11 protein-coding genes, 4 tRNA genes, 3 rRNA genes and 1 riboswitch are annotated in these 17,135 nt (G+C 53.4%); of the genes, 16 read left to right on the forward strand and 2 right to left on the reverse strand.

Going from position 1 to position 17,135, the window contains the following annotated elements; genetic code table 11:
• The first annotated feature begins 117 nt into the window (after positions 1 to 117).
• Positions 118 to 289: riboswitch (cobalamin riboswitch) on the forward strand.
• A 66-nt stretch (positions 290 to 355) separates the two neighbouring features.
• The 9 genes from btuB to M8Q36_RS06645 all read left to right on the forward strand — a co-directional run bounded on the left by btuB (position 356) and on the right by M8Q36_RS06645 (position 8,760).
• Entirely contained in the window at positions 356 to 2,206 is a 1,851-nt protein-coding gene (gene btuB, locus M8Q36_RS06605; RefSeq protein WP_249880389.1) for a TonB-dependent vitamin B12 receptor BtuB, read from the forward strand.
• Positions 2,151 to 3,002, forward strand: coding sequence for a glutamate racemase (murI, locus tag M8Q36_RS06610; protein WP_249880390.1), 852 nt, complete (start codon positions 2,151 to 2,153; stop codon positions 3,000 to 3,002). Before btuB ends, murI begins: the two co-directional genes overlap by 56 nt.
• A 377-nt stretch (positions 3,003 to 3,379) precedes the next feature.
• Positions 3,380 to 4,919: ribosomal RNA gene (locus tag M8Q36_RS06615) — 16S ribosomal RNA — on the forward strand.
• Between the two features lie 72 nt (positions 4,920 to 4,991).
• A tRNA-Ile gene (locus tag M8Q36_RS06620) sits at positions 4,992 to 5,068 on the forward strand.
• A gap of 107 nt (positions 5,069 to 5,175) precedes the next feature.
• Positions 5,176 to 5,251 (forward strand) — tRNA-Ala (locus tag M8Q36_RS06625).
• Between the two features lie 179 nt (positions 5,252 to 5,430).
• A 23S ribosomal RNA gene (locus M8Q36_RS06630) occupies positions 5,431 to 8,338 on the forward strand.
• Positions 8,339 to 8,429: 91 nt separating this feature from the next.
• Positions 8,430 to 8,545: ribosomal RNA gene (gene rrf / locus M8Q36_RS06635) — 5S ribosomal RNA — on the forward strand.
• The 16S, 23S and 5S rRNA genes sit together here with 4 tRNA genes alongside, the layout of an rRNA operon.
• Before the next feature lie 54 nt (positions 8,546 to 8,599).
• Positions 8,600 to 8,676: transfer RNA gene (locus M8Q36_RS06640), tRNA-Asp, on the forward strand.
• 8 nt (positions 8,677 to 8,684) lie between these two features.
• Positions 8,685 to 8,760 (forward strand) — tRNA-Trp (locus M8Q36_RS06645).
• 94 nt (positions 8,761 to 8,854) lie between these two features.
• On the opposite strand, the gene hdfR is transcribed toward M8Q36_RS06645, so the two are convergent.
• Positions 8,855 to 9,688, reverse strand: a complete 834-nt coding sequence (hdfR, locus tag M8Q36_RS06650) for an HTH-type transcriptional regulator HdfR (protein WP_249880391.1) — start codon at positions 9,686 to 9,688, stop codon at positions 8,855 to 8,857.
• Positions 9,689 to 9,794: 106 nt separating this feature from the next.
• Here hdfR and M8Q36_RS06655 point away from each other — a divergent pair, with 106 nt between their 5' ends.
• On the forward strand, positions 9,795 to 10,133 hold the full coding sequence (locus tag M8Q36_RS06655) for a MaoP family protein (protein ID WP_017459699.1): 339 nt from the start codon (positions 9,795 to 9,797) through the stop codon (positions 10,131 to 10,133).
• A 26-nt stretch (positions 10,134 to 10,159) separates the two neighbouring features.
• Here the strand turns inward: M8Q36_RS06655 and M8Q36_RS06660 are convergent, their stop codons facing one another.
• On the reverse strand, positions 10,160 to 11,680 hold the full coding sequence (locus tag M8Q36_RS06660; protein WP_249880392.1) for a YifB family Mg chelatase-like AAA ATPase: 1,521 nt from the start codon (positions 11,678 to 11,680) through the stop codon (positions 10,160 to 10,162).
• Between the two features lie 318 nt (positions 11,681 to 11,998).
• Here M8Q36_RS06660 and ilvL point away from each other — a divergent pair, with 318 nt between their 5' ends.
• From ilvL to ilvD, 6 genes are all read left to right on the forward strand, one after another.
• On the forward strand, positions 11,999 to 12,097 hold the full coding sequence (gene ilvL, locus M8Q36_RS06665) for an ilv operon leader peptide (protein WP_015966468.1): 99 nt from the start codon (positions 11,999 to 12,001) through the stop codon (positions 12,095 to 12,097).
• Between the two features lie 86 nt (positions 12,098 to 12,183).
• Entirely contained in the window at positions 12,184 to 12,234 is a 51-nt protein-coding gene (gene ilvX / locus M8Q36_RS25560; RefSeq protein ID WP_202819293.1) for a peptide IlvX, read from the forward strand.
• A gap of 2 nt (positions 12,235 to 12,236) precedes the next feature.
• Entirely contained in the window at positions 12,237 to 13,883 is a 1,647-nt protein-coding gene (gene ilvG, locus M8Q36_RS06670; protein ID WP_249880393.1) for an acetolactate synthase 2 catalytic subunit, read from the forward strand.
• Positions 13,880 to 14,149 carry an acetolactate synthase 2 small subunit gene (ilvM, locus tag M8Q36_RS06675; protein WP_017459702.1) on the forward strand — a complete coding sequence of 90 codons (270 nt, stop codon included), beginning with the start codon at positions 13,880 to 13,882 and terminating at the stop codon, positions 14,147 to 14,149. Before ilvG ends, ilvM begins: the two co-directional genes overlap by 4 nt.
• Before the next feature lie 17 nt (positions 14,150 to 14,166).
• The gene (locus tag M8Q36_RS06680; RefSeq protein ID WP_020455988.1) at positions 14,167 to 15,096 is read left to right on the forward strand and encodes a branched-chain amino acid transaminase; all 930 of its coding nucleotides are present in this window, start codon (positions 14,167 to 14,169) and stop codon (positions 15,094 to 15,096) included.
• 186 nt (positions 15,097 to 15,282) lie between these two features.
• Positions 15,283 to 17,133, forward strand: a complete 1,851-nt coding sequence (gene ilvD, locus M8Q36_RS06685; protein WP_249880394.1) for a dihydroxy-acid dehydratase — start codon at positions 15,283 to 15,285, stop codon at positions 17,131 to 17,133.
• The last annotated feature ends 2 nt before the right edge of the window (positions 17,134 to 17,135 follow it).

The following is a 17,135-nucleotide window of genomic DNA, read 5'->3' on the forward strand; positions in this document are numbered from 1 at the left end:
CATGCTTCCTGAGTGATTAAGAATAACGCGGGGATTGTAGGCATTGCTCAGGCGATGTCCAGCCCCGGATGTGAGCTAAATAGTCAGTTAGCAGTCTGGACATCCATATGTTACAGAATGTAGCATCCTTGTTCCGGTCCTGTGAGTTAAAAGGGAACCCAGTGAGAATCTGGGGCTGACGCGCAGCGGTAAGGATCAAGGTGAGAGAGCAGACACTGCCTGTTGGGTGGGAAGTCGCTTTCTTGATGTACCTCCAAGCCCGAAGACCTGCCGGTATACGTCGCATCTGGTTGACATCATCGCGTGCTATTGATGGAACCTGCGGCATCCTTACTCTTTTGTGGATGCTTTCACAATGATTAAAAAAGCTTCGCTGCTGACGGCGCTCTCCGTCACAGCTTTTTCCGGCTGGGCGCAAGATAGCAGCTCAGACAATTTGGTGGTGACAGCAAATCGTTTTCAACAACCCGCTAAGACGGTGCTTGCACCAACTGAAGTGGTGACGCGTGAGGACATCGATCGCTGGCAGTCGCGCTCACTGGTTGACGTGCTGCGTCGCCTGCCTGGGGTTGATATCGCGCAAAACGGCGGATTAGGTCAAACCGCCTCGGTTTATGTGCGGGGTACAGAAGCGAAACACCTGCTGCTGCTGATTGATGGCGTACCGGTTGCGCGCTCAGGGATTTCCAACGATCCCGAGCTGAATCAAATCCCGCTCTCTTTAGTGCAACGCGTTGAATATATTCGCGGGCCGCGCTCTGCCGTGTATGGCTCCGGGGCGATTGGCGGGGTGGTTAACGTCATTACCATGACCGGCAATGAGAAATCGCAAATCAATGCCGGCGTTGGCTCGAAGGGCTATCAGACATATGACGGCACGCTGCGGCAGCGCTTTGGCGACACCGTGGCGACGGCGGCAGGTTCTTATACCAGCACGCGCGGTTTTAATGTGCAGCCCGGTTCAACCTGGGATCACGACAGTGATCGCGACGGTTATCGCAACAAAACGTTCTGGGGCAGCCTACAGCACAAATTCAACGACAACTTCGACGGCTTCTTTCGCGGCTACAACTTTAGCAATAACGTGGATTACGATCTTGGCAGCCCACCGTTCGCGCCAGACTATAGCGCCGATGAGCGTCAACTGTTTGTGCAGGGTTGGGATACCGGACTGAATTTCGCCGAGGGGATCTATTCGTCCCAGTTGCTGGCCAGCTACCAGAAAAGCAAAGACTACAACTACAGCAGCATTTATGGCCGCTATAACGATGGCACCACGCTGGATGATATGGAGCAGCGATACATTCAGTGGGGTAACAACGTTAATGTCGGCAAAGGTTCTGTTGGCGCGGGCGTAGACTGGAAACAAGAGCGCCTGGTTTCATCGAATAAAACGACGCGCGATGCTTATGAGCGTGAGAATACGGGCTTGTACCTGAACGGGATGCAGCAGTTCGGCGATGTCACGCTGGAAGCCTCGGGCCGTGAAGATAAAGATGACGAGTTCGGCTGGCATGGTACCTGGCAGACCGCTGCCGGATGGGAGTTCGTTGAGAATTACCGTCTGACCGTCTCTTATGGCACCGGCTTCCTGGCGCCTTCTTTAGGCCAGCAGTTTGGTGCGAAGCGTTTTGGCATTGCTTCCAACCCGAACCTGAAACCGGAAGAGTCCAGACAGTGGGAAGCGGGTGTTGAAGGCTTAACCGGCCCGCTGGACTGGCGTTTGTCTGCCTATCGCTATGAGATTGAAAATCTGATCACCTACAGCGATACGGCTTACTACAACATCAACTCTGCCACCATTAAAGGCGTTGAGTGGACGGGCAGTGTAGATACCGGCATCTTCTCGCATCGCGTGACGCTGCAATATATTGACCCGCGTGATGATGAAACCAATGAAGTGCTGCCGCGTCGTGCGAAGCGTCAGGCGAAGTACCAGCTTGACTGGTCCGTATTAAATGTCGATATGGATCTGGCCTGGGAGTACTTCGGGAAGCGCTATGACAACCGCACGTCAACCTATAATCCTGAGCAACGTATTTTGCCAAGTTATAGTACGGTTGATTTTTCTGCCTCATATCCTGTGACCTCTCATTTAACAGTTCGTGGTAAAATCGCCAACCTGTTCGATAAAGAGTACGAGACAGCATATGGCTACCAAACTGCAGGACGGGAATACACCTTGTCTGGCAGCTACACCTTCTGACGCACGTCCCACCGTGCTGGTATTTGACTCCGGCGTCGGTGGGTTATCCGTTTATGATGAGATCCGGCATCTCCTGCCGGATCTGCATTACATCTACGCGTTTGACAATGTCGCTTTCCCCTATGGTGAGAAAAGCGAAGCGTTTATTGTTGAGCGTGTTGTCGAAATCGTTACCGCCGTCCAGGCCCAATACCCCCTCGCACTGGCTGTTATTGCCTGTAATACGGCGAGCACCGTCTCTTTGCCCGCGCTGCGGGAGACTTTTTCCTTCCCTGTCGTCGGCGTCGTGCCTGCCATCAAACCCGCCGCGCGTCTAACGGCGAACGGTGTTGTAGGGCTGCTGGCCACGCGGGGTACGGTGAAGCGTCCTTATACTCACGAACTGATTTCGCGTTTCGCGAATGAGTGTCGGATTGAGATGCTGGGTTCGGCGGAGCTGGTTGTATTGGCGGAAGCGAAACTGCATGGTGAAACGGTCTCGCTGGATGAGCTGCGACATATCCTTCGCCCATGGCTGCGCATGAAAGAGCCGCCGGATACGGTGGTACTGGGATGTACGCACTTTCCTTTACTGCAAGACGAGTTGCTGCAAGTGTTGCCGGAAGGAACGCGTTTGATTGATTCAGGCGCGGCAATTGCGCGTCGTACTGCCTGGCTGCTTGAACACGAAGCGCCGGATGCGAAATCTTCCGATGAGAATATTGCCTATTGCATGGCATTAACGCCAGAGACTGCGCAATTATTGCCCGTTTTGCAGCGCTATGGGTTCAAAAAGCTCGAAAAACTGGCACATTAGAGCAGTTTTGCGCAAAAAAGAGACGGTTGAAAAGTTTTTTGAAATTAAGGGTTGTCAGCGGGAATTAACTCCCTATAATGCGCCTCCACTGACACGGCACAACGGCAAACACACCGGCCTGTCAGGTGAAGAAATCTGAAAATAAACAGTTGACTTCACAGCGGGAAAGCGTAGTATACGCAACCCGCGCCGCAGCAAAAAGCGAGGCGGCACTGCTCTTTAACAATTTATCAGACAATCTGTGTGGGCACTCAGGGTGACTGGATTCTTGAACGTCCTCGGACGAAAAATGAATACCAAGTCTCAACGAGTGAACACGTAATTCATTACGAAGTTCTTTTCTTTAGAAATAAAGAAGCATTGAGCATCAAACTTTTAAATTGAAGAGTTTGATCATGGCTCAGATTGAACGCTGGCGGCAGGCCTAACACATGCAAGTCGAACGGTAACACAGAGAGCTTGCTCTCGGGTGACGAGTGGCGGACGGGTGAGTAATGTCTGGGAAACTGCCTGATGGAGGGGGATAACTACTGGAAACGGTAGCTAATACCGCATAACGTCGCAAGACCAAAGAGGGGGACCTTCGGGCCTCTTGCCATCAGATGTGCCCAGATGGGATTAGCTAGTAGGTGGGGTAACGGCTCACCTAGGCGACGATCCCTAGCTGGTCTGAGAGGATGACCAGCCACACTGGAACTGAGACACGGTCCAGACTCCTACGGGAGGCAGCAGTGGGGAATATTGCACAATGGGCGCAAGCCTGATGCAGCCATGCCGCGTGTATGAAGAAGGCCTTCGGGTTGTAAAGTACTTTCAGCGGGGAGGAAGGGAGTAAGGTTAATAACCTTGCTCATTGACGTTACCCGCAGAAGAAGCACCGGCTAACTCCGTGCCAGCAGCCGCGGTAATACGGAGGGTGCAAGCGTTAATCGGAATTACTGGGCGTAAAGCGCACGCAGGCGGTCTGTCAAGTCGGATGTGAAATCCCCGGGCTCAACCTGGGAACTGCATCCGAAACTGGCAGGCTTGAGTCTCGTAGAGGGAGGTAGAATTCCAGGTGTAGCGGTGAAATGCGTAGAGATCTGGAGGAATACCGGTGGCGAAGGCGGCCTCCTGGACGAAGACTGACGCTCAGGTGCGAAAGCGTGGGGAGCAAACAGGATTAGATACCCTGGTAGTCCACGCCGTAAACGATGTCTATTTGGAGGTTGTGCCCTTGAGGCGTGGCTTCCGGAGCTAACGCGTTAAATAGACCGCCTGGGGAGTACGGCCGCAAGGTTAAAACTCAAATGAATTGACGGGGGCCCGCACAAGCGGTGGAGCATGTGGTTTAATTCGATGCAACGCGAAGAACCTTACCTGGTCTTGACATCCACAGAACTTAGCAGAGATGCTTTGGTGCCTTCGGGAACTGTGAGACAGGTGCTGCATGGCTGTCGTCAGCTCGTGTTGTGAAATGTTGGGTTAAGTCCCGCAACGAGCGCAACCCTTATCCTTTGTTGCCAGCGGTTAGGCCGGGAACTCAAAGGAGACTGCCAGTGATAAACTGGAGGAAGGTGGGGATGACGTCAAGTCATCATGGCCCTTACGACCAGGGCTACACACGTGCTACAATGGCGCATACAAAGAGAAGCGACCTCGCGAGAGCAAGCGGACCTCATAAAGTGCGTCGTAGTCCGGATTGGAGTCTGCAACTCGACTCCATGAAGTCGGAATCGCTAGTAATCGTGGATCAGAATGCCACGGTGAATACGTTCCCGGGCCTTGTACACACCGCCCGTCACACCATGGGAGTGGGTTGCAAAAGAAGTAGGTAGCTTAACCTTCGGGAGGGCGCTTACCACTTTGTGATTCATGACTGGGGTGAAGTCGTAACAAGGTAACCGTAGGGGAACCTGCGGTTGGATCACCTCCTTACCTTAAAGAACCGTTCTCTGCAGTGTCCACACAGATTGTCTGATGAAATAACGAGCAGTAAAAAATCTCTGCAGGCTTGTAGCTCAGGTGGTTAGAGCGCACCCCTGATAAGGGTGAGGTCGGTGGTTCAAGTCCACTCAGGCCTACCAAATTCGCTCCCGTGCTTTGTTGTGTTAACGCTCACATACTTCAGTATGCTTCGCGTCAACACGCCGCGCCCGGTAACGAATTCAAGGTAACGGGATTTAACTACGATGGGGCTATAGCTCAGCTGGGAGAGCGCCTGCTTTGCACGCAGGAGGTCTGCGGTTCGATCCCGCATAGCTCCACCATCTTTACTGTTCGGCACAAGAAAACTTCAGAGTACACATTCTGTGTGTGCTGCGAAGTTTTGCTCTTTAAAAATCTGGATCAAGCTGAAAATTGAAACACTGAACAGTGCGAACTGTTCTGTGAGTCTCTCAAATTTTCGCGACACGCGGATGTTTCACGAAACATCTTCGGGTTGTGAGGTTAAGCGACTAAGCGTACACGGTGGATGCCCTGGCAGTCAGAGGCGATGAAGGACGTGCTAATCTGCGAAAAGCGCCGGTAAGGTGATATGAACCGTTATAGCCGGCGATGTCCGAATGGGGAAACCCAGTGTGACTCGTCACACTATCATTAACTGAATCCATAGGTTAATGAGGCGAACCGGGGGAACTGAAACATCTAAGTACCCCGAGGAAAAGAAATCAACCGAGATTCCCCCAGTAGCGGCGAGCGAACGGGGAGGAGCCCAGAGCCTGAATCAGCTTGTGTGTTAGTGGAAGCGTCTGGAAAGTCGCGCGATACAGGGTGACAGCCCCGTACACAAAAGCACACAGGCTGTGAGCTCGATGAGTAGGGCGGGACACGTGGTATCCTGTCTGAATATGGGGGGACCATCCTCCAAGGCTAAATACTCCTGACTGACCGATAGTGAACCAGTACCGTGAGGGAAAGGCGAAAAGAACCCCGGCGAGGGGAGTGAAAAAGAACCTGAAACCGTGTACGTACAAGCAGTGGGAGCATCCTTCGGGGTGTGACTGCGTACCTTTTGTATAATGGGTCAGCGACTTATATTCTGTAGCAAGGTTAACCGAATAGGGGAGCCGAAGGGAAACCGAGTCTTAACTGGGCGTTAAGTTGCAGGGTATAGACCCGAAACCCGGTGATCTAGCCATGGGCAGGTTGAAGGTTGGGTAACACTAACTGGAGGACCGAACCGACTAATGTTGAAAAATTAGCGGATGACCTGTGGCTGGGGGTGAAAGGCCAATCAAACCGGGAGATAGCTGGTTCTCCCCGAAAGCTATTTAGGTAGCGCCTCGTGAATTCATCTCCGGGGGTAGAGCACTGTTTCGGCTAGGGGGCCATCCCGGCTTACCAACCCGATGCAAACTACGAATACCGGAGAATGTTATCACGGGAGACACACGGCGGGTGCTAACGTCCGTCGTGAAGAGGGAAACAACCCAGACCGCCAGCTAAGGTCCCAAAGTCATGGTTAAGTGGGAAACGATGTGGGAAGGCCCAGACAGCCAGGATGTTGGCTTAGAAGCAGCCATCATTTAAAGAAAGCGTAATAGCTCACTGGTCGAGTCGGCCTGCGCGGAAGATGTAACGGGGCTAAACCATGCACCGAAGCTGCGGCAGCGACACTTATGTGTTGTTGGGTAGGGGAGCGTTCTGTAAGCCTGCGAAGGTGTGCTGTGAGGCATGCTGGAGGTATCAGAAGTGCGAATGCTGACATAAGTAACGATAAAGCGGGTGAAAAGCCCGCTCGCCGGAAGACCAAGGGTTCCTGTCCAACGTTAATCGGGGCAGGGTGAGTCGACCCCTAAGGCGAGGCCGAAAGGCGTAGTCGATGGGAAACAGGTTAATATTCCTGTACTTGGTGTTACTGCGAAGGGGGGACGGAGAAGGCTATGTTAGCCGGGCGACGGTTGTCCCGGTTTAAGCGTGAAGGTGTGTGCTCCAGGCAAATCCGGAGGACTTTAACACTGAGGCGTGATGACGAGGCACTACGGTGCTGAAGTAACAAATGCCCTGCTTCCAGGAAAAGCCTCTAAGCTCCAGGTAACACGAAATCGTACCCCAAACCGACACAGGTGGTCAGGTAGAGAATACCAAGGCGCTTGAGAGAACTCGGGTGAAGGAACTAGGCAAAATGGTGCCGTAACTTCGGGAGAAGGCACGCTGATGCGTAGGTGAAGCGACTTGCTCGTGGAGCTGAAATCAGTCGAAGATACCAGCTGGCTGCAACTGTTTATTAAAAACACAGCACTGTGCAAACACGAAAGTGGACGTATACGGTGTGACGCCTGCCCGGTGCCGGAAGGTTAATTGATGGGGTCATCCGTAAGGAGAAGCTCTTGATCGAAGCCCCGGTAAACGGCGGCCGTAACTATAACGGTCCTAAGGTAGCGAAATTCCTTGTCGGGTAAGTTCCGACCTGCACGAATGGCGTAATGATGGCCAGGCTGTCTCCACCCGAGACTCAGTGAAATTGAACTCGCTGTGAAGATGCAGTGTACCCGCGGCAAGACGGAAAGACCCCGTGAACCTTTACTATAGCTTGACACTGAACACTGGTCCTTGATGTGTAGGATAGGTGGGAGGCTTTGAAGCGTGGACGCCAGTCTGCGTGGAGCCGCCCTTGAAATACCACCCTTTAATGGCTGGTGTTCTAACGTGGACCCGTTACCCGGGTTGCGGACAGTGTCTGGTGGGTAGTTTGACTGGGGCGGTCTCCTCCTAAAGCGTAACGGAGGAGCACGAAGGTCAGCTAATCCTGGTCGGACATCAGGAGGTTAGTGCAATGGCATAAGCTGGCTTGACTGCGAGCGTGACGGCGCGAGCAGGTGCGAAAGCAGGTCATAGTGATCCGGTGGTTCTGAATGGAAGGGCCATCGCTCAACGGATAAAAGGTACTCCGGGGATAACAGGCTGATACCGCCCAAGAGTTCATATCGACGGCGGTGTTTGGCACCTCGATGTCGGCTCATCACATCCTGGGGCTGAAGTAGGTCCCAAGGGTATGGCTGTTCGCCATTTAAAGTGGTACGCGAGCTGGGTTTAGAACGTCGTGAGACAGTTCGGTCCCTATCTGCCGTGGGCGCTGGAGAATTGAGGGGGGCTGCTCCTAGTACGAGAGGACCGGAGTGGACGCATCACTGGTGTTCGGGTTGTCATGCCAATGGCACTGCCCGGTAGCTAAATGCGGAAGAGATAAGTGCTGAAAGCATCTAAGCACGAAACTTGCCCCGAGATGAGTTCTCCCTGAGACTTTAGGTCTCCTGAAGGAACGTTGAAGACGACGACGTTGATAGGCCGGGTGTGTAAGCGCAGCGATGCGTTGAGCTAACCGGTACTAATGAACCGTGAGGCTTAACCTTACAACGCCGAAGATGTTTTGGCGTGAGAGAGATGAAATCAGCTTGATACAGATTACGTCAGGGCGTGAGAACGGTCTGACAACAGAATTTGCCTGGCGGCAGTAGCGCGGTGGTCCCACCTGACCCCATGCCGAACTCAGAAGTGAAACGCCGTAGCGCCGATGGTAGTGTGGGGTCTCCCCATGCGAGAGTAGGGAACTGCCAGGCATCAAATTAGCAGTGAACCGGGGCATTAAACCGGTGGTTGTAAAGAAATTCGGTGGAGCGGTAGTTCAGTCGGTTAGAATACCTGCCTGTCACGCAGGGGGTCGCGGGTTCGAGTCCCGTCCGTTCCGCCACCCTTATTAGGGGCGTAGTTCAATTGGTAGAGCACCGGTCTCCAAAACCGGGTGTTGGGGGTTCGAGTCCCTCCGCCCCTGCCAGAAATAATCCTTAGCATCTGCTAAGGATTTTTTTTGCTTCTTTTTCGGCATCCACGCTAGATAATCTCTCGCATGGCATCCTTGCCAGAAATGTTCAATCAATCACTTTGATTTTCAAAAGATCGCGGATCTGATTCTGTTTATCGCTATTCTGCAGCCAAATTGCATAAAGTGGGCGAGAAAGCGTCGTTGTGTCAGCAACCGGATGCAACTTCTCTTTTTGCTCTGCCCATGAGACAGGCAGCCAGGTGCAGCCATTGAGCTGCGGTAATTGCTGATGCGCCACTTCTGCTGAACTGGTCGTCAATGTTGGCACGTCATCACTGGCGATTAACTCTGCCTCATGCTGCTGAAAATCGGGACCCCATTCGAGGCGCAGGTAATTCAACTCTGACTTGCTCTTTTCGGGGGTTGCGCAATAAAGCGCAAGTGTGAAATGACCGAGCAACTGGCTGCTAAATTCATCCATCTTCGGTGTTTCAGTCGTGATCAGCAGATCCAGTTGCCGCTCATGTAGCTGTTTAACCAATGATTGCCGTTGTGCAATTCGTGCTTCGAACTGAAGGTTTCCTTGCAGATTATACAGCCGGGTTAACCAATCGCTAAGCATGCATTCCCACAGGGATGCGCTGGCACCAATTGAAAATTGGTGGTGTCGCGATGTGTGCGCCACTTCCTTTCTTGCTGCTTGCCAGGTGCTCATCAATGTTTCCGCATACGGCAGCAGCTTTTCGCCCGCTGCTGTCAGGCGGATATTGTTGCGATGGCGTGTAAATAGATTAACCCCAAGTTGGTTCTCTAACTGGCGAATACGAAAACTCACCGCGGACTGGGTCAGATAGAGTGCTTCGGCTGCACGACCGAAGTGACGAGTCCTGCTAACTTCGAGGAAAGTTTTTAATAATTCCGTATCCACAGTTTTCTCCACAAAAATATTTGTCGTAATGATTTAAATGTTTTGTTTTACACTCTGTCAAGCGTAACTAATACTCCGCGCCATAAATAGCTCGGCCAAAGAATTAGGAGCGTGCAGGATGGCGGAAAGCTTTACGACGACGAATCGTTTTTTCGACAATAAGAATTATCCGCGCGGGTTCTCTCGCCACGGTGACTTCACCATCAAAGAGGCGCAACTGCTTGAGCGCCATGGTTATGCTTTTAACGAACTGGAACTCGGTAAGCGTGAACCAGTGACTGCGGAAGAAACGCAATTTGTTGCAGTGTGCCGTGGAGAGCGTGAGCCAGACACCGAAGCAGAACGTGTCTGGATCAAGTATATGGCGCGCATTAAGCGTCCGAAGCGCTTTCACACTCTTTCTGGTGGGAAACCACAGATGGAAGGTGCGGAAGACTATACGGATTCCGAAGATTAAGAGAAAAGGGGCTACGGCCCCTTTTTTTACATCTGCATCTTTTGCAAATGAATCAGTAGCCTGTCGATTGCGCGATAACTTAACGCTTCCTGCAGGTGCGCTCGCTGGATCGCTGGCTCTTCTTCAAGATCGGCTATCGTTCGTGCAACTCTCAACAGGCGTTGCCAGGCGCGTACCGACAATCCCAGACGTGTTAAGGCCTCTTCCAGCCAGTTCCCATCTTCTCTGGTAAGTATACAAAGCTGTTTCGTTTCGCTGCTATCCAGACGCGCGTTGAGTTTATTTTGTCGCTGGTATTGTCTTGCCCGGGCCTGAATAACCCGTAAGCGTACTGTTTCGCTGCTTTCACCTTTATGCTGTTGCTGGCTAATCAACCCTGGTGCAAGCAGGGGGATCTCGAGCGAGAGATCGAAGCGATCGAGAAAAGGGCCTGATAACTTTCCCAAATAGCGCAGCGTTTGCTCCGGTGTCGAGCGGTTATGGTTTCCCCGATAATGGCCGGTCGGGCTCGGGTTCATGGCGGCGATTAACTGGAAACGTGCGGGATAGGTAACTTTCGCCCTTGCCCGCGAGAGATGGATTTGTCCCGATTCAATAGGCTCGCGGAGTGCATCCAGCACACGGCGTTCAAATTCCGGTAATTCATCCAGAAACAGAACGCCATTATGCGCCAGTGAAATCTCCCCCGGACCGGGTATGGAGCCGCCGCCGACAAGCGCCGCCAGTGAAGCACTGTGATGCGGTGCTCTGAATGGGCGTCTGCGCCAGTGACGAGAGAGTGCTGCTGAATTTACCACGCTCATAATTGCCGCGCTTTCCAGCGCCTCCTGGTTATTCAATGGCGGCAACAATCCCCCCAATCGACTAGCCAGCATGGTCTTGCCCGTGCCCGGAGGCCCTATTAACAACAGGTTATGTCCACCTGCCGCAGTGATTTCCAGTGCGCGCTTCCCTTGTTCCTGGCCAATAACATCGCTTAAATCCTCACTGTAGGCCTCCTGGCTACCACAAAAGGGGACAGGTGAAGCTAATGCCTGTTTTCCTTCCAGAAACGCACACACTTCCTGTAAATGGTCGGCAACCAGACACTCCTGTGTTTCTGTAAGGCTAGCTTCAGCTTCGTTTTCTCTGGCAATAACAATGCGCCTGTTGGCTTTTACCGCTTCAATGACAGAAGAGATGGCGCCGGGAACCCCACGTAATGCGCCTGTAAGGGCAAGTTCGCCGACAAACTCATAACGACTCAATTCTGATGCCGTTAGCTGCTCAGAAGCGGACAGAAGCGCGATAGCGATGGGTAAATCATACCGTCCACCTTCTTTGGGTAGATCCGCGGGTGCCAGGTTGATCGTGATCCGTTTCGCCGGGAATTCATATCCGCTGTTGATAATGGCGCTACGAACACGATCACGTGCTTCTTTAACCGTGGTTTCCGGTAGCCCGACAATAGTCAGCCCCGGCAGCCCGTTACTGATATGCACTTCAACGGTGACCAGGGGGGCCGTCACGCCTAACGCCGCTCGTGTAAAAATTACAGACAATGCCATAGGCTCTCCTTTTCGCAGACATTATCTGTTTTGGTTATCGTTTTTCATTATCGGAAAGCTGCTTTTGCGTGCACGTTTCCTGAATTTCACTGCAATTAGTCACTTTTTTCATCGTGTTGGGATGTTGATCGCAACGTTTAATCACGACTGCCAGGCGTGAGAATTTTTCATTGAGACTTTTCTCTATATAAAACAAACATTTTTCGTCAATTTGTCGGTGCGGCCGCAAACTGCGTCATAAATTTTTCTTGTTTCTTGTCTTAAATCTGTGTTACCTCTTTAGGCATTCCTTCGAACATGAAGCAAGAACGAACACAAATGAAAGCCCTTCTACGAGTGATTAGCCTGGTCGTGATTAGCGTGGTGGTGATTATTATCCCACCGTGCGGGGCTGCACTTGGACGAGGAAAGGCTTAAAAAACAAGCCTTAACGAACTAAGACCCCCGCACCGAAAGGTCCGGGGGTTTTTTTATGACCTAAAAACATAAACGAGGAGCAGAGAATGAGTAGTAGCACAAAATTCTGTTTCTCCCGATATCCGGCGGGGAACTGACTATGAATGGGGCACAGTGGGTAGTACATGCGTTGCGAGCGCAGAAAGTCGATATCGTCTTCGGCTATCCGGGCGGCGCAATTATGCCGGTTTACGATGCATTGTATGACGGCGGCGTGGAACACCTACTTTGCCGGCATGAGCAGGGCGCGGCGATGGCCGCTATCGGCTATGCTCGTGCCACCGGTAAAACCGGCGTTTGCATCGCCACTTCCGGCCCAGGTGCGACGAATCTGATCACCGGTCTTGCTGACGCGTTATTAGATTCCGTTCCGGTTGTTGCCATTACCGGCCAGGTTGCAGCTCCGCTTATTGGCACCGATGCGTTTCAGGAAGTGGACGTACTGGGTTTATCCCTCGCCTGCACGAAGCACAGCTTTCTGGTTGAATCGCTGGAAGAATTACCACGCGTCATGGCTGAGGCTTTCTACGTGGCCAATTCCGGCCGCCCTGGCCCGGTTCTGGTTGATATTCCGAAAGACATTCAACTGGCTGTTGGCGATCTTGATCCCTCGTTCGCGACCGTCGACGATGAGCATTATTTCCCGCAGGCTGAAGTTGAACAGGCCGTGCAGATGCTCTTGCAGGCAACAAAACCAATGCTCTATGTTGGCGGCGGCGTGGGCATGGCGCAGGCGGTTCCGGCGCTGCGTGAGTTTCTGAGCGTGACGCAAATGCCGGTCACTTGCACGCTGAAAGGGCTGGGCGCGGTGGAGGCTGAGTATGCTTACTATCTTGGCATGCTGGGGATGCACGGTACGAAAGCCGCAAATTTTGCCGTGCAGCAGTGCGACCTACTGATTGCCGTTGGTGCTCGCTTTGACGATCGCGTGACCGGCAAGCTGAATACCTTCGCACCGAATGCCAAAGTGATCCATATGGATATCGACCCGGCGGAAATGAGCAAACTACGCCAGGCGCACGTTGCGTTGCAGGGCGATTTAAATGCGTTGCTGCCTGCGCTGCAACAGCCGCTGGCAATTGATGCGTGGCGTCACTACAGCGCGGATCTGCGTCGCGAACATGCCTGGCGCTACGATCATCCAGGCGACGCTATTTACGCGCCGCTATTGTTAAAACAGCTCTCCGATCGCAAACCGGAAAACAGCGTGGTCACTACCGACGTTGGCCAGCATCAGATGTGGGCGGCGCAACATCTGTGTTTCAGCCGCCCGGAAGATTTCATCACGTCCAGCGGATTAGGTACGATGGGCTTCGGTTTGCCGGCCGCCGTTGGCGCGCAGGTTGCCCGCCCGGACGATACGGTAATCTGTATCTCCGGTGACGGCTCCTTCATGATGAATGTTCAGGAGCTCGGCACCGTTAAACGTAAGCAATTACCGCTGAAGATTGTCTTACTGGACAACCAGCGTTTAGGGATGGTTCGCCAGTGGCAGCAGTTATTCTTCAACGAGCGTTATAGCGAAACTACCCTGACTGATAACCCCGATTTCCTCACGCTGGCCAGCGCTTTCGGCATTCCCGGCCAGCACATCACCCGAAAAGACCAGGTTGAAGCGGCACTCGACACGATGCTCACGAGCCCAGGGCCATACCTGCTTCATGTCTCAATTGATGAACTTGAGAATGTCTGGCCGTTGGTGCCGCCCGGCGCCAGTAACTCACAAATGCTGGAGAAATTATCATGATGCAACATCAGGTCGCCGTTGAGGCCCGCTTCAATCCGGAAACATTAGAACGCGTGCTGCGCGTGGTGCGCCACCGTGGCTTTCAGGTGTGTGCCATGAATATGGAAACCGCCAGTGATGCACGGAACATAAATATCGAATTGACCGTTGCCAGCCCGCGGCCTGTCGAATTACTGTTTAGCCAGTTAAGCAAACTTGTTGACGTTGCCCGGGTTGATATCCGCCAGCGTGCCACATCATCACAATCACAACAAATCCGCGCGTAAGCGCAAAAGGAAGAATAATGACGACGAAAAAAGCAGACTACATTTGGTCTAATGGCGAGATGGTTCGTTGGGAAGATGCAAAAGTCCACGTGATGTCCCACGCGCTGCATTACGGTACTTCCGTATTTGAAGGCATCCGTTGCTATGACTCGCACAAAGGCCCGGTAGTCTTCCGCCATCGTGAACATATGCAGCGTCTGCGCGATTCCGCCAAAATCTATCGTTTCCCGGTATCCCAGAGCGTTGATGAGCTGATGGAAGCCTGCCGCGCAGTGATCCGCAAAAACAATCTGACCAGCGCCTATATTCGTCCGCTGGTGTTTGTGGGCGATGTTGGCATGGGCGTTAACCCGCCGGCGGGCTACACCACTGATGTGATTATCGCTGCCTTCCCGTGGGGGGCTTACCTCGGTGCGGAAGCACTGGATCAGGGGATCGACGCGATGGTGTCTTCCTGGAACCGTGTTGCGCCGAACACCATCCCGACAGCCGCAAAAGCGGGCGGTAACTACCTCTCTTCTCTGCTGGTTGGCAGCGAAGCGCGCCGCCACGGCTATCAGGAAGGGATTGCGCTGGATGTTAACGGCTACATCTCTGAAGGCGCAGGCGAAAACCTGTTTGAAGTAAAAGACGGCATCCTGTTCACGCCGCCGTTTACCTCTTCTGCCCTGCCGGGTATCACCCGCGATGCGATCATCAAGCTGGCGAAAGAGCTGAACATCGAAGTTCGCGAGCAAGTGCTGTCCCGCGAATCGCTGTATCTGGCGGATGAAGTGTTTATGTCCGGTACCGCAGCGGAAATCACGCCGGTACGCAGTGTCGACGGTATTCAGGTTGGGGAAGGTCGTTGCGGCCCGGTCACTAAACGTATTCAGCAAGCATTCTTTGGCCTCTTCACCGGTGAGACGGAAGATAAGTGGGGCTGGTTGGATCAAGTTAATCCATAAATACCCGTCATACTTCAGGTTGTAGGTGTGTTGGCCGCACTCGTTCACCCCAGCACTTACTTATGTAAGCTCCCGGGGATTCGCTCGCTTGCCGCCTTCCTACAACCCGAATTATTTAGGGTATAGCAAATAAATATGGGATGGCACGCACCACCCCATCGACAAGATAGACGGGAGTAAAAGAGCATGCCTAAGTACCGTTCCGCCACCACCACCCACGGGCGCAATATGGCGGGTGCCCGCGCGCTGTGGCGCGCAACCGGGATGACCGACGCCGATTTTGGCAAGCCGATTATCGCCGTCGTGAACTCGTTTACCCAGTTCGTGCCGGGCCACGTTCACCTGCGCGATCTCGGTAAGCTGGTTGCGGAGCAAATCGAAGCCGCAGGCGGCGTGGCGAAAGAGTTCAACACCATCGCCGTTGATGATGGCATCGCCATGGGCCACGGCGGCATGCTTTACTCACTACCTTCCCGCGAGCTGATTGCCGATTCCGTTGAATATATGGTTAATGCCCACTGCGCTGACGCGATGGTGTGTATTTCCAACTGCGACAAAATCACCCCAGGGATGTTGATGGCCTCTCTGCGGTTGAATATTCCGGTGATTTTCGTCTCCGGCGGCCCGATGGAAGCCGGGAAAACAAAACTCTCCAACCAGATAATTAAACTCGATCTGGTGGATGCGATGATTCAGGGCGCAGATCCGAAAGTCTCTGACGATCAGAGCGAGCAGGTAGAACGTTCCGCCTGCCCAACTTGCGGCTCCTGCTCCGGCATGTTTACCGCCAACTCAATGAACTGTCTGACCGAAGCGTTGGGGCTGTCACAGCCGGGTAACGGCTCGCTGCTGGCAACCCACGCTGACCGCAAAGAACTGTTCATCAACGCGGGCAAACGCATTGTTGAGCTGACCAAACGCTATTACGAGCAGGATGACACCAGCGCACTGCCGCGTTCCATCGCCAGTAAAGCGGCGTTTGAAAATGCCATGACGCTGGATATCGCCATGGGCGGCTCTACTAATACCGTTCTGCATCTGCTGGCCGCCGCGCAGGAAGCAGAAATTGATTTCACCATGAGTGATATCGATAAGCTGTCCCGCAACGTTCCGCAGCTGTGTAAAGTCGCGCCGAGTACGCAGAAATACCATATGGAAGATGTGCACCGCGCCGGTGGCGTGCTGGGCATCCTGGGTGAGCTGGATCGCGCTAACTTGTTAAACCGTGACGTGAAAAACGTGCTCGGTCTGACACTGCCGCAAACCCTTGAGCAGTACGACGTGATGCTGACCAAAGACGACGCGGTGAAAACCATGTTCCGCGCGGGGCCAGCCGGTATTCGCACCACGCAGGCGTTCTCGCAGAATTGCCGCTGGGACACGCTGGATGACGATCGCGCTGAAGGCTGCATCCGTTCGCTGGAGCATGCTTACAGCAAAGATGGTGGTCTGGCGGTACTGTACGGTAACTTTGCGGAAAACGGCTGTATCGTTAAAACCGCAGGCGTTGATGACAGCAACCTGACCTTTACCGGTCCGGCAAAAGTGTATGAAAGCCAGGACGCGGCGGTGGAAGCCATTCTCGGCGGTAAAGTTGTCGCTGGTGATGTGGTGGTGATTCGCTATGAAGGGCCGAAAGGCGGGCCGGGGATGCAGGAAATGCTCTACCCAACCAGCTTCCTGAAATCGATGGGCCTCGGCAAAGCGTGTGCGCTGATCACCGATGGGCGTTTCTCCGGCGGAACATCAGGTTTGTCTATCGGTCACGTTTCCCCGGAAGCGGCAAGCGGCGGCAATATCGGTCTGATTGAAGACGGCGATATCATCGCTATCGATATTCCGGGCCGTAGCATTCAACTGCAACTGAGCGACCGTGAACTGGCAGCGCGCCGTGAAGCACAGGAAGCCCGTGGTGATAAAGCCTGGACACCGGTTGACCGTGAGCGTCAGGTCTCCTTCGCGCTGCGCGCTTATGCCAGTCTCGCGACCAGTGCGGATAAAGGCGCGGTACGCGATAAATCCAAACTTGGGGGTTAATG

The organism is Kosakonia sp. R1.Fl (genome assembly GCF_023516815.1).
In the GTDB taxonomy this organism is placed as follows: domain Bacteria; phylum Pseudomonadota; class Gammaproteobacteria; order Enterobacterales; family Enterobacteriaceae; genus Kosakonia.

Coding starts and splice junctions, on each gene's coding strand:
- ilvL (WP_015966468.1), top strand. CDS start 11,999: ATGAAAGCCCTTCTACGAGTGATTAGCCTGGTCGTGATTAGCGTGGTG.
- murI (WP_249880390.1), top strand. CDS start 2,151: ATGGCTACCAAACTGCAGGACGGGAATACACCTTGTCTGGCAGCTACA.
- M8Q36_RS06655 (WP_017459699.1), top strand. CDS start 9,795: ATGGCGGAAAGCTTTACGACGACGAATCGTTTTTTCGACAATAAGAAT.
- M8Q36_RS06680 (WP_020455988.1), top strand. CDS start 14,167: ATGACGACGAAAAAAGCAGACTACATTTGGTCTAATGGCGAGATGGTT.
- M8Q36_RS06660 (WP_249880392.1), bottom strand. CDS start 11,680: ATGGCATTGTCTGTAATTTTTACACGAGCGGCGTTAGGCGTGACGGCC.
- ilvD (WP_249880394.1), top strand. CDS start 15,283: ATGCCTAAGTACCGTTCCGCCACCACCACCCACGGGCGCAATATGGCG.
- ilvG (WP_249880393.1), top strand. CDS start 12,237: ATGAATGGGGCACAGTGGGTAGTACATGCGTTGCGAGCGCAGAAAGTC.
- ilvM (WP_017459702.1), top strand. CDS start 13,880: ATGATGCAACATCAGGTCGCCGTTGAGGCCCGCTTCAATCCGGAAACA.
- btuB (WP_249880389.1), top strand. CDS start 356: ATGATTAAAAAAGCTTCGCTGCTGACGGCGCTCTCCGTCACAGCTTTT.